This is a genomic window from Autumnicola edwardsiae (assembly GCF_031846505.1).
In the GTDB taxonomy this organism is placed as follows: domain Bacteria; phylum Bacteroidota; class Bacteroidia; order Flavobacteriales; family Flavobacteriaceae; genus Autumnicola; species Autumnicola edwardsiae.
In genome coordinates this window covers 1-12,945 of record NZ_JAVRHP010000008.1, presented here as the reverse complement: position 1 = coordinate 12,945, position 12,945 = coordinate 1, and the positions used below count along the sequence as shown (strand labels likewise).

At 37.3% G+C, this 12,945-nt stretch carries 14 protein-coding genes; 7 read left to right on the top strand and 7 right to left on the bottom strand.

Features of this window, described 5'->3' with window-relative positions; genetic code table 11:
• Positions 1-37 precede the first annotated feature (37 nt).
• Positions 38-184: a hypothetical protein gene (locus RM529_RS02805; protein ID WP_311483232.1), complete on the bottom strand. Its 147-nt coding sequence runs from the start codon at positions 182-184 to the stop codon at positions 38-40.
• 457 nt (positions 185-641) lie between these two features.
• Here RM529_RS02805 and RM529_RS02800 point away from each other — a divergent pair, with 457 nt between their 5' ends.
• From RM529_RS02800 to RM529_RS02790, 3 genes are all read left to right on the top strand, one after another.
• Positions 642-1,367, top strand: coding sequence for a hypothetical protein (locus RM529_RS02800; RefSeq protein WP_311483231.1), 726 nt, complete (start codon positions 642-644; stop codon positions 1,365-1,367).
• 74 nt (positions 1,368-1,441) lie between these two features.
• Positions 1,442-1,687, top strand: coding sequence for a putative signal transducing protein (locus RM529_RS02795; protein ID WP_311483230.1), 246 nt, complete (start codon positions 1,442-1,444; stop codon positions 1,685-1,687).
• Positions 1,680-1,874, top strand: coding sequence for a hypothetical protein (locus tag RM529_RS02790; protein WP_311483229.1), 195 nt, complete (start codon positions 1,680-1,682; stop codon positions 1,872-1,874). Before RM529_RS02795 ends, RM529_RS02790 begins: the two co-directional genes overlap by 8 nt.
• Positions 1,875-1,948: 74 nt before the next feature.
• On the opposite strand, the gene RM529_RS02785 is transcribed toward RM529_RS02790, so the two are convergent.
• From RM529_RS02785 to RM529_RS02770, 4 genes are all read right to left on the bottom strand, one after another.
• Positions 1,949-2,959, bottom strand: a complete 1,011-nt coding sequence (locus RM529_RS02785) for a 3-oxoacyl-ACP synthase III family protein (protein WP_311483228.1) — start codon at positions 2,957-2,959, stop codon at positions 1,949-1,951.
• Between the two features lie 195 nt (positions 2,960-3,154).
• Positions 3,155-3,697: a hypothetical protein gene (locus tag RM529_RS02780; protein ID WP_311483227.1), complete on the bottom strand. Its 543-nt coding sequence runs from the start codon at positions 3,695-3,697 to the stop codon at positions 3,155-3,157.
• A 207-nt stretch (positions 3,698-3,904) separates the two neighbouring features.
• On the bottom strand, positions 3,905-5,212 hold the full coding sequence (locus tag RM529_RS02775; RefSeq protein WP_311483226.1) for an ABC1 kinase family protein: 1,308 nt from the start codon (positions 5,210-5,212) through the stop codon (positions 3,905-3,907).
• Between the two features lie 12 nt (positions 5,213-5,224).
• Positions 5,225-5,890: a TetR family transcriptional regulator C-terminal domain-containing protein gene (locus RM529_RS02770; protein WP_311483225.1), complete on the bottom strand. Its 666-nt coding sequence runs from the start codon at positions 5,888-5,890 to the stop codon at positions 5,225-5,227.
• Positions 5,891-6,111: 221 nt separating this feature from the next.
• Here RM529_RS02770 and htpG point away from each other — a divergent pair, with 221 nt between their 5' ends.
• On the top strand, positions 6,112-7,998 hold the full coding sequence (gene htpG, locus RM529_RS02765; RefSeq protein WP_311483224.1) for a molecular chaperone HtpG: 1,887 nt from the start codon (positions 6,112-6,114) through the stop codon (positions 7,996-7,998).
• A gap of 195 nt (positions 7,999-8,193) precedes the next feature.
• Here htpG and RM529_RS02760 read toward each other — a convergent pair whose 3' ends face one another.
• Entirely contained in the window at positions 8,194-10,413 is a 2,220-nt protein-coding gene (locus RM529_RS02760) for a hybrid sensor histidine kinase/response regulator (protein WP_311483223.1), read from the bottom strand.
• Positions 10,414-10,561: 148 nt separating this feature from the next.
• Here RM529_RS02760 and RM529_RS02755 point away from each other — a divergent pair, with 148 nt between their 5' ends.
• Both RM529_RS02755 and RM529_RS02750 read left to right on the top strand, forming a co-directional pair.
• A complete protein-coding gene (locus RM529_RS02755; protein ID WP_311483222.1) occupies positions 10,562-10,921 on the top strand; it encodes a DoxX family protein in 360 nt (119 codons plus the stop codon).
• A complete protein-coding gene (locus RM529_RS02750) occupies positions 10,922-11,506 on the top strand; it encodes an alpha-ketoglutarate-dependent dioxygenase AlkB family protein (protein ID WP_311483221.1) in 585 nt (194 codons plus the stop codon).
• Here RM529_RS02750 and RM529_RS02745 read toward each other — a convergent pair whose 3' ends face one another.
• On the bottom strand, positions 11,507-12,289 hold the full coding sequence (locus RM529_RS02745; RefSeq protein WP_311483220.1) for a S1/P1 nuclease: 783 nt from the start codon (positions 12,287-12,289) through the stop codon (positions 11,507-11,509).
• Between the two features lie 121 nt (positions 12,290-12,410).
• Between RM529_RS02745 and RM529_RS02740 the strand changes: the two genes are divergently transcribed.
• Positions 12,411-12,945, top strand: a 535-nt coding sequence (locus tag RM529_RS02740) for an SPFH domain-containing protein (RefSeq protein WP_311483219.1), incomplete at its 3' end; no start/stop codon positions are given.

Below are 12,945 nucleotides of genomic sequence, written 5' to 3'. Positions count from 1 at the left end.
CACGGTTTTTTTTTCTGAGCAACTTAAGTGTTCGTGACTACAATGGAAAGTTCTTAAAGACTTCATCTATATAATCCTGAATATCGCTATTCATTCTACGTGCACCAATTTCTTCAGAACTGATGCCACGCCATGTCCAATTTTCGACTTTTAGAGGTGTCCTTATTTGGCAAATAAGAATCATAGCCTTTAGTTACTTAGCATTTACTCTAATAGGTCCACAGATCCACAGGCCACAAGTGTTAAGGTAGCCAATACGATAAGAAAATAAGGTTTAAAACCTTTCATGGTTGCTGTTTTTCTTATTCTAAATGCTAGAATTAGTCCGTATGGACTTAAAAAAAAGGCTTTACGCCACTTTTAGTTGAATTTAACAAGGAATACGGCAAATATCGGTAACTCAATTTAATATCAGATATTGGAGAACTTGCAGTGAAGCCGGGGCTTTAAAATGACAATTTTCGACCTTCTATTTTAAAGGAAAGACATATACTGAATTTCCCTATAATATTGGAGTACAGAATTTCTGAAATATAAGTTCATTTCCAGAAAAAATATATTTTTTAGTTCATCTGAAAATTTTGATTGGGATTTTAAAAGTTTAATACCTAATTTAGTGGCAGATGCTAAAGAAATGATAGATGAAGCTGAACCTCCCAAGAACAAATGTCCAAAAGCAACTTTTAAGATCCCGCAATAAAAGAATTTCCGAAGAAAAAATTCTGCAACAGGTTCAGGATATTTTTCTAAATGCTGAAAAGGAAAAAAACCTTATCCTGGAAGCATTGGAAGATGGATCTTCAGCAGAAGGGAATAACTTTATTTTCGATGACCTGGAAAGCAACAGGATCTTTCATATTTTAGACATTGAGAAAATTTGTGTGCAATACCGGCTGCGTTTTCTGAGTACTAAATACTTTAAAGGAAATGTTCCGCATGAAGCTTTTATTGAAATAAGGAGTATTGAAAAACAGCATAAAACAACTTTAAAGGGATTTAAGATACTGGCTCCATCAAAGCTATTTAAGCTCGAAAATGCCGATGATCCTTTATTGATGGCACCAATGGGTAACGATTATTTCTACCTGATACACAAATGGGGAAATGATTTAAACCCTTTCCGGAAAGTGTTAATGTGGCCTTTTAAAACATTGGAAAACTTTGCTTTTGTCCTGCTGTTCGGAAGTTTTCTGCTGGCGTTGCTGGTTCCAGATGGTATGTTTTCCCCCCGGCAGACTACAGCGGAATTCTTTATGATCTTCTTTTTTATGTTTAAGTGGGTGGCAGGACTTGCGATTTTCTTCGGAATTAAAAAGGGGAAAAATTTTAGTTCCGAAATCTGGAACAGCAAGTATTACAACGCTTAGAACGTTAAACTCTGCATAAAGCCCCTGTTTTCGAGCAGTGATATTCGTATTTTAGAATTATAAAACAACAACTTATGGAGACTGACCAAAGCTATCAACACGTTTATACAGGCTCTGAAACCAATGTGCAATATCTTCAGGAATTATTTGAAAAGGAAGGAATATCTTCCCGCGTTAGAAATGATTTTGATTCAGGTTTGAGAGCAGGTTTTGGTGGCGGAATGCCTGGACAAATCCTGTTGTTTGTAGTTAAGGATCATTATAACGAAGCCTTGAAGATTGCGAGGAATACTTTTCCGAAAGACTTTAAGAATGAATAGCAACCAACCGCAAAAAAAGCGGAATATCTGGCAGCTTGTTTTAGGAGTTGCATTTATAGGATATGGAAGTTACAGGCTTTACTACCGCTTAAATTCTCCTGAAGAAGATGTTTTAGGAATTATACTGGCAGTAGGCTTTATCGCCTTTGGCATCTACGACCTTTACAGGTATTATAACCGTACGTAAGTTCTCTGGAATTGATCAATCTTTGCCCTGCAAGACAAATTGTAAATTGTTCCAGGACCTTTCCCATTAAATTTCTACCACTGTATTACTGCACTTGCCCAGGTAAAGCCACTACCAAAAGCAGCAAGGACCACCACATCACCTTCTTTAATTTTACCTTCTTCCCAGGCTTCAGTTAAAGCAATTGGGATTGAAGCGGCTGTTGTGTTTCCGTACTTCTGAATATTATTATAAACCTGATCGTCCTTCAGTTTAAATTTCTGCTGAATAAACTGTGAAATCCGCAGATTTGCCTGGTGCGGAATAAGCATATCTATATCTTTTACTTCCAGTCCATTTGCTGACAAGCCTTCCATAATTACTTCTGAAAAACGAACTACTGCATTTTTGAAAACAAATTGTCCGTTCATATACGGGTAGTAAGGGATATCATCTCCCTGCGGATTTTCAGCAATTATTTCCGGTACCCAGTGGTTTGTGCTTGGCCCCCGCAAAGAAAGCTCCAACGCATGTTTCCCTTCCGAATGTAAATGAGTGGATAGTATACCCTGGCTATTATGATCGCTTCGTGTAAGTACCGCTGCTCCTGCCCCATCTCCAAAAATAACCGAAACCGACCGGCCACGGGTTGTCATATCCAGACCGCCACTGTGATTTTCACTTCCAATTACCAGTACGTTCTTGTACATCCCGGTTTTAATAAATTGATCTGCGACCGAGATTGCATAAATAAAACCACTGCACTGGTTCCTGACATCCAGGGCCGGACAGGTCTTTATATCGAGCATTTCCTGTACCTGAACACCACAGCCCGGGAAATAGTAATCTGGACTTAAAGTAGCAAAAACAATAAGTTCAATGTCATCTTTAGAAATTTCTGCTCTTTCCAGAGCGACTTTAGCAGCTTTCACTCCCATAATCGCGGTAGAATTGCCATCTCCCTTCTTGATATGTCGCCGCTCCTTTATTCCTGTTCTCTCCTGAATCCACTCATCGTTGGTATCCATGATCTTCGAAAGATCATCGTTGGTCACAACATTCTCCGGCACATAACTTCCTAAACCCGCAATTTTGGACTGATACATATTCTGAATTTTTCAGTTTTGTTTATTATTCAACTTCAATTTAAGCATTTCAGCAAAAATTAGGTATGCAATATAAGAAACATTAAGTTTTCGGGAATGTTTACTGTAAATTTTTACAGGTAAAAGCTTACATGCATGAAAAAGAAAAAGCCCGCTATGCGGGCTTTTCCAATTAATCTTAAATAGACAAGATTTCTACATATCACCAGCAGTGTTGTAGTATGAACCATAGGCATCGTACTCCTCTTGATCTAAAGAGCCATCCCTGTTGCGGTCCATATAACTGTAAACTCCTGTGTTAAATTCATCCTGGTTTACATTTCCATCACGGTTTGTGTCATAACTACTATAAAAGTCTGAGTCTCTAAAACTCTCCTGATATTCCTCACTGCTCAGGTTTCCATCCCGATTGGTGTCGTAGTCACCATAGTTCCTGGAATCCATATAGTCACCATACATGTTATCATAGCCCTGGTTCCACTCATCTTCAGAAATTTGGTTATCCCTGTTTCGATCTACATTTCTGTACGTGTTTTCGTAGAATTCACGTTCATCAACATTGTCATCATTGTTTTGGTCCCAAGTGGAGTAGGTGTTGTTGTACTGATCGTCAAACTCAGTGCGATCTATAGTTCCATCCATGTTGCCATCGTAATCATCATACCCGGTATTTTGTCCAACAGCCACTGTGCTTAGGAACAAAAATGCACCAAGTATACTTAAGGTTTGCATCTTCATAATATATTTTTTTTAATGGTTAAACTTAGGACGAATATAAAAACACAAGCCTCTGTTCTAAAGCAATTTATCAGAATTTAACAAGCGGAACTGCCTTTTTTACCACTATAATAACAAACCGGGACGAGCAGCAAAAGCTATGACATAGAAAAGCGCATTCTTTGCAGAAGAACACGCTTTTCAACAACCTAACCAATTAATAAATTGTTACAGATACTCTTTATACCTGTTTACTTTTACTTTAGCTTCCAAATCGTGAAGCAGATTATATAAGCCGAAAAAGGTCCTGCTCATATATAGAAAATGCCTGCTACCACGGGTTCCATTCATCTTTCGCAGTTCCGGATCTTTAGAGTATCTTTCGCTTAATTCTGTAAGATGCTTCCAGAAAGCTTCATCTGTAAAATCGAATTCTTCAGACTGGTATGGAGTAGAAAACATACTGAACATCTCGTAAAACATTTCAGAAAAGAACGCTACCTCTTTTTTACTGTCAGTTTCCTGAATTATTTCCAGCTTTTTTAACTGCTCCTGAAAATATTCAGAATTATCGAGGTTATTCCTGTTGGTCAATGAAAAATACGGCTCGTAAAATTCTGCAGGGATTTTTTTAATACAACCAAAATCTATGGCTATTAAATTATCGTCTTTATCTACCAAAAAATTACCAGGATGAGGATCTGCATGTACTTCTTTTAGAGCGTGTATCTGGAACATATAGAAATCCCAAAGAGCCTGGCCAATCTTGTTTGCCTTTTCCTGATTTTTATTATTTTTTGCAAAATCACTTAAATGCCGGCCATCCATCCAGTCCATCGTAATAATTCTTTCACTGGATAAATCTTTATAATACTTCGGAAATTTAAGGTTTGGAATATGAGCACAGCGTTCAGAAATATTTATACTTTGCTCAACCTCCAGAATATAATTTGTTTCTTCAAGCAGTTTCCCTTCTACTTCTTTAAAGTATTTTTCTGAATCTTTGGCCTGCATGTTAAACATCTTTAATGCAATGGGTCTAACCATTGCGAGATCTGAACTGATACTGTCTGCAACCCCGGGATATTGAATTTTCACAGCAAGTTTTTTCCCATCTTTAGTAGCCTGGTGCACCTGTCCGATGCTGGCCGCATTTACAGATTGGGTTGCAAACGTATCATATAGATCTTCCGGAAATGTTCCATGGTATTTTTTAAAGGTTTTTCGAACTAGAGGCGCCGATAATGGAGGAACACTAAACTGTGCAAGACTAAATTTCTCCACATACGCACTTGGCAATAAATTTTTCTCCATAGAAAGCATTTGGGCCACTTTAAGCGCGCTTCCTTTCAGGCTTTTGAGGCCGTCGTAAATGTCACTGGCATTACTTTCGTCCAGTTCATCCCTTGTTAACTGATTATTGAAGGCTTTTTTACTATAATACTTAATGTAATTCCCACCTATTTTTACACCGGTACGCACCATTTTGGAGCTACGACCTAACTTTCCTGTGGGTATTTTGTCTATTGTTTTCATTTTATATACGGCTTATGCCATTTTTTCTTTCCATAGAAATTTGCCAAAATCCACTATACGATCCAAAGGTGTACTGTCAAAAACGTCAAATATCGTATTCACAGATTTTTCTATGGCTACATCTGTACTTTCAAATCCTGGAGAATTATCATCTTTCCAGAATCTCAAAAGGAACAGCAATTGTATCCAGGCACCTTCTGAAAACACAGCTTCAGATTGTCTTATTACATTTACGGACTTTTCCTGGTTACCCTCTCTCACTAAATTTGCAGCAAAAGATTTCACTTTTTTCCGAAGACCTTTTAACTGCTCCAGATTTTTAAGTGGCATTTCACCCTTTTTCAGCGTAAATAACACATAACTTCTGTTAGCCGTAAGGATTTCAAAAAAAGTATAGAAGAACGTGAGCATCTTTTCCCTGTTAGAGAACGATTCATATTCCGGACTCTTACCAATCACATTTAAAGCATGATCATAAAAACGGCTCCAAATTCCTTTTTCAAGACCCTCAAAACTTCCAAAAAACTGGTAGAATTCCTGCTCGTCAATTTTATTCTCTTTACAAAACTTATATACAGTTCCCGGAGTCTTCTCCTCCTCCAGAACATAATCCGTATATAAACTTATAAGACGATCCTCATCAAGTTTTTTCTTAGTGGTACCTGTTTTAGCTGTCATAACACTTAATTTTTCTATTCAAATATAGTTACTTGTTCAACATTTATTCGTGAATGTTAAACAAAATGTTTGTTAAATATTTCCTTTTCAGTAGTATTCCATAATTTAGACGCCGAAACTGGCAAATCCTTACATCTTGCTATGTCAGTTTGTCAGCGGCAGTTCAATGGTACTTTTTTTGACCTTATTGAGCCGAATGATTAACAAATAAAAAATTATATATGGCAACCGGAAATATTAATGTGTCTGTAGAGAACATTTTTCCTCTAATTAAGAAGTTCTTATACAGTGATCATGAGATCTTCCTAAGGGAGTTGATTTCTAACGCAACCGATGCAACCCTTAAACTGAAACATCTTACCAGTATTGGGGAAGTATCTGTAGAATATGGAAATCCTGTTATAGAAGTAAAAGTTGATAAAGAAGGTAAAAAACTTCACGTTATCGACCAGGGAATTGGGATGACCAAAGAGGAAGTTGAGAAGTATATTAATGAAGTAGCTTTTTCAGGAGCTGAAGAATTTCTTGAAAAATATAAAGATTCTGCTAAAGACAGCGGAATCATAGGACACTTTGGTCTTGGTTTTTACTCTGCATTTATGGTGGCCCATAAGGTGGAAATAATCACAAAATCTTTTAAAGACGAACCAGCTGCTCATTGGACTTGTGAAGGAACTACAAAATTCACTTTAGAAGAAGGAGATAAGCAGGAGCGCGGTACAGAAATTATTGTTCATATTAATGAAGATGAAGAAGAATTCCTGGAAGAAAACAGAATTCAGGAGTTATTGGTGAAGTATAACAAGTTTATGCCAATTCCAATTAAATTCGGAACTACAGAAGAAACCCTTCCGTTACCTGAAGATGCTCCCGAAGACGCTGAGCCGGAAACAAAAACTGTAGACAACATTATTAATAATCCCGAGCCGGCCTGGACAAAGCAGCCAACCGAGCTTGAAGAAAAGGATTATAATAATTTCTACCGCGAATTGTACCCCATGCAGTTCGAGGAGCCGTTATTCCACATCCATTTAAATGTAGATTATCCTTTTAATCTTACCGGAATCTTATATTTCCCTAAGATGAATCAGGATATGAACATCCAGAAAGATAAAATCCAGCTTTATCAAAATCAGGTATATGTTACCGATAATGTTGAAGGGATTGTACCGGAATTTTTAACAATGTTACGCGGAGTAATAGATTCTCCTGATATTCCTTTGAACGTTTCACGATCTTACCTTCAGGCAGATTCTTCAGTTAAGAAAATCTCCAGTTATATTACCCGTAAGGTTGCAGATAAGTTGAAAACGCTTTTCAACAATAATCGTGATGATTTCGAAAAGAAATGGAACGACATTAAAATCGTTATTGAGTACGGAATGCTTTCAGAAGAAAAATTCTTTGACAAAGCACAAAGTTTCGCACTTTATCCCACGGTAGACAATAAGTTCTATACTTTTGAAGAACTTGAGGAAAAGATAAAGGAAAACCAGACCGACAAGGACGGAAATATGGTTGTACTTTATGCTTCCAACCAGGATGAGCAACACAGCTACATCCAGGCGGCCAAAGACAAAGGTTACCAGGTACTACTTTTAGATTCACCAATCATTTCTCATTTGCTACAGAAACTGGAATCTTCTAAAGAAAAACTTTCTTTTGTACGTGTAGATTCTGATCACGTGAACAACCTCATCAAAAAAGATGATGAAAATATCTCTAAACTTTCAGATGAAGAAAAGGAGAAATTGAAATCAGATTTTGAAAAAGTTGTTCCGAAGGAAAAGTATACTGTACAATTAGAAGCTATGGATAGCAATGCTGCACCGCTCATTATTACTCAACCGGAGTTTATGCGTCGTATGAAGGAAATGCAACAAACCGGCGGCGGTGGAATGTTTGGAATGGGCAATATGCCAGAAATGTACAATCTTGTGGTAAATACCAACCACGATTTAATTTCTGAAATTCTAAACACGAAAACTGACAAAAAACAGGAGCGCCTTATAAAGCAATCCCTGGATTTGGCCAGACTATCTCAAAACCTGCTTAAAGGAGAAGAATTAACTGCTTTTATAAAGCGTAGCTTCGATATGGTTAAGTAAAATCATTGTTACTAAAGATGTGAAAGCCGCCTTACTGCAATTACAGTAAAGCGGCTTTTTTTATACCGATAATTGCCAAAAATGTGCATTGACTCTGGAAGTATAACCGCAATAAAAAAGATTGAATATCTTTAGGAATTGGTTCACCTGAATAGTATTAATCGTAGGCTCCTGAAGTGCTGAAATCGACGACAATTATACTTTGTCTATCATTTTTCTACCTGTAAGATTTCTATAAATTATCTGATAAAATTGCTGAACATCATATGGTTTCACGATGATATCATCCATCCCAGAATTAAAAATTTTCTCGCGCATCTCTTCTACTTCTACAGCCGTAAGGGCTACAATAGGAACATAAGAGTTGAACTGCCTAATTTTTTGAGTGGCTTCCAAACCGCCCATCCCCGGCATGTTAAGATCCATAAGGACAAGGCCGTAATCATTCTCTTTCACCTTATTAATTGCCTCTTCTCCATCGCCGGCCACCTCACAAATAAATTTCTTTTTTTCAAGAATTTTACTGGTAACTACCTGGTTGATCCTGTTATCATCAACAATTAAAATGTGTTGTGGAGTTTCATTTGTCTCTGTCCACTCCTCATCATTGGTTTTTGGAACAGTTTTTTCCTGTTTGGAAATATCTTTCTGAAATCCAATGGTAAAACTAAAAACAGAGCCTTTACCCTCTTCACTTTCCAGATGGATTTCAGAATCAAAGAGCTCTAGTAATTTTTTAACTATAGGAAGCCCTAATCCTGTACCCTGATAATTGTAGTTTGAAGTCTTCAATTGGGAGAATTCCTCGAAAATATGTTTTTGTTTATTCTCCGGAATCCCAATCCCGTTGTCTCTTACCTCAAAGTCAATAAGATATGCCTCCCCCTCTGTTTTCTTTAGCAGCCTGGCTGATAGATAAATGTCTCCTCTTTCGGTAAATTTTACTGCATTCCCTACCAGGTTAATTAATATTTGAGAAAGACGTACAGGGTCTCCCATTAAATAGGGCGGAATATCTTTATCAATGTTAATATGAATATTATTATTATTCTGAATACGTGCAAATTCAAAAGTATTTAAGATGCTGCTCATTAAATCCTTAAGATGAAAAGACACATTCTCCAGCTTTACAAGATTTGATTCCATTTTGTTCATTTGCAGAACATCGTTAATAAGCGCCAGAAGGTAATCTGCAGAGAACTTTAAAGACTTTAAATCACTTTGGTGTTTTGTAAGGCTTTTATCCTCTAATAAAAGAGAAGTTAATCCTACCACTCCATAGAGCGGAGTTCTAATCTCATGGCTTACAGTAGAAAAAAATTGCGTCTTTAATTTGGAAAGACGCTCGGCCTCATTTTTTGATTCCTCAAGCTGACTATTTTTGGCTTTTAGCTCATCAATTAATTTAGTCCTGTCCCTGTTGATTTTATTCAGCACAAATAAGATTATTACTAAAACAACAGAAGAAATAACCATGATAAAGATCTTCTCGTTGGAATTCTCTATGATCTTCGCCTGGAATTGTTGCTCTTTTTCGGCTAATTTGAGGTTATTTTGGTATTCATTATTATCAAACTTTGCATTGGCTATGTTGATTTGTCTTAATCGCTGCTTTTCAAAAATTTGGTTATTATATTCCTGATATTTTGCCAGCGCCAGATAAGCCTCGTCAAATTTTTCAAGTTTATAAAGAAGATGTGCATATTCTTTATATGCCTGTGACGCCTCCAGCAGATAGGAATCCTCTTCGGCAACCTCTATAGCGTCTTTAAAGAATGGCTCAGCCTTCTCGAGCTCATTTTGCCCTAAAAAGTATCTTCCTGTCAAATAATTAACCTGCGATAACAAATAGTGATCCTCTTCATCTGAATCTTTTATCAGATTCCATACATCCCTAAGATAAGGTCCGGCTTTGTCGTATTCCAAATTGTCTATATACGTCCAGGCAATATTGTTAGTTGGATAAAGAATTTCCCGCTCAATACCCATTTTTTTGGCAATAGCAATTGCCTTATTGTAATAATCTATTCCAAGCTGCCTGGTGTCCTTATCTTCAGAGTAAATATTTCCAAGATTATTGCTCGCCCAGAGGATAAGCGTATCATTTTTTGATTCCACAGCATAGTGCTGCGCCTCCTCATAATTTCTCTTGGCACGCAGTGTATCTTTTAAGTCAGTATAACTACCTCCCAAAACATTATAGCCGTGATACATATAGTAATTGTTGTCCCTGAGTGTAGCCTCCTGAATGAGATTCCTTGCTTCGGTTATAGCATCGTAATAATTATAATCATAGGAGTGCCGTACGGAAACGTCGTAGAGAGAATCCAGATAAGGGTCCCTACACGGATTCTGCTGAGCAAAAGCCTGTATGGAAACCAGAAAAAAAAGAAGCCTGTAGTAGCTTTTTTGCAATTAGCTGTTGGTTAAGTTAAAGATCTAAGGGGTACGAAAAATACTGCATTTCAACAAACTACACAAAATTTTTTAAATTTAGATTTCTCTTCTTAGCAGTAATAACCAACTTAGGAAAAAATTCCAGTATCTTTAATCAAAAACCAGTATGTATCAACCCTGGCATCTTTACCTCATGGCTGGAATCTATCTCACTGGCGGATTTCTTCATTTTGTAAAGCCCAAAATATACCTGCGCATAATGCCACGGTATTTACCCGCACATAAATTCCTCGTTCTTTTAAGTGGTGCGGCAGAAATAACTTTAGGAGCAGCTTTATTACTTGAGCAAACCAGGAACCTTGCGGTATATGGGATTATCCTGATGCTCATCATCTTTTTGCTCGTTCACTTCTATATGTTATCTTCTAAAAAGGCCGCTGCCGGAATCCCAAAGTGGATTTTGATGCTTAGAATTCCGCTTCAGTTTGTTCTTATGTGGTGGGCCTGGCAATATCTTCAATATTAAATGATGAAACCGGAAATTATTGAGCTTCCTGATGCAGAAATCCTGTATTTCCCATACTTTTTTTCTGAAGCTGAAGCAGATCTATATTTTAACAAACTTATCAATACAACTGAATGGAGACAGGACAAAATAAGGTTATTTGGCAAAGAAATACTTCAACCAAGGCTTACTGCCTTATTTGCAAATAATAATAAAACATATACCTATTCTGGATTAACAATGAAGCCGGAAAGTTTTTCTGACGATTTACTCAAAATAAAAGCTACTATTGAAAAAGCCTGCAATGTTAACTTCACCACCTGCCTACTAAACCTTTACAGGGGCGGAGAGGACAGCATGGGCTGGCATGCCGACAATGAAAAAGAACTTGGAGAAAATCCCGAAATCGCCTCTGTAAGTTTTGGAGCTGAAAGGATTTTTCATTTTAAGCATAAAACAAAAGACGAAAAATTTAAGATCAACCTAAAGCACGGGAGTCTGCTTATTATGAGAGGCAGCACCCAGCATTTCTGGAAACATCAACTTCCGAAGACAAAGAAAAAAATCGGAAAAAGAATCAATCTTACTTTTAGAAGAATAGAATAGTTATCCAAAAACTTCATTGAGCACGCTGGCCAAACGTAATCCTCCCTTTTGTAGCTGCTCCAGCACCAATGGAAACCTCGCATACATATACTCATAGCCCAGTTTTTCACCCTTTTCTACAGAAGCGTATAACTTGTCTGCAAGTGCCCGGGACTCGTAAACCCAGTCCAGGAGTTCACCAGATTTTATCTGCTCCACCTGTTCCCTTGAGAGTTCTTTTGTATTTTCGGCGAGTTCAGTATAACTCATCTGGAAAGAATTGATCATTTCACTGTCCCATACACGATGAATGTTGGATCCATCACCAAACCACCGCACCTGGATGTCGTTGCCTCCTTTATCCTCACTCCTGCCGGCATGAAAAGGCTGATGAAGATCACCCATAAAATGGACGAGCATTTTTAAGTAAAACTCTTTATCCTCTTTAGAAGAACTCTTATCTTTTAAAACCTCAACACACTTCTCTATAGCTTGTATCAAATCTCCTCTTGGATTTGCCTCTTCCCGGTTATATTCTTCTTCATCAGGATCTATATTCACATAGTGCCATGGCCCGTATTGCCGGAATTTTGGATCACTTTTAATATCATCTGCATAATTTGCGACAAAAGCCAGGCTTCTCCCGTTCAAAATTTTATCTATTGCTTTTTGTGCTTTTTTAGTGAGGTGGGATTCAGCAATTTCAGCAGTGGCACGATGTCCTGTTTTCCCCCAGTCTCCGGTACCAGCGAAAGAGAATTGTAGAACAAAAACCGAAAAGAAAATAATCAGGAATGACTTCATAGCAGGCAATTTTTCCGCAAATATAAACAAGCTAAGTAAACTGAATGTTAAAAAAACCATTTAATCAGTTTAATTTAATACATTTATGATATCATATTAATATCAACTAACAACTTTAGTCATGACTCAGGAAAAAGATTTAAATCCTTCAAATGGATACGTAATGCTTTTTTTATTTCTCATCCTCTTTATTGGAAGCATTATAGGCTTCGCAACCCTTAAAAGCGTATGGTTTGGTTTTGGTTTCCTTATTTCCCTGGTAATCCTTCCCGGCTTAATCCTTGTAAACCCTAATGAATCCAGAGTTCTATTGCTTTTCGGAGATTATAAAGGAACGGTTAAAAAAAACGGACTTTTTTGGGTAAATCCTTTTTACACAAAAAAGAAAATTTCCCTTCGTGCCAGGAACTTTGACAGTGAACGGCTTAAAGTGAACGACAAACTGGGAAATCCTGTAATGATAAGCACCATTCTTGTATGGCGCGTGATGGACACGTACAAAGCTTCCTTTGACGTTAATAACTTCGAAAATTTTGTGGTGGTTCAAACCGATGCGGCAGTACGAAAATTGGCAAGTTTATATCCTTATGATAACTTTGCAGATGAAGGATTGGATGAAGATATCACCCTTCGTTCCAGTGTAAATGAAGTTAGTG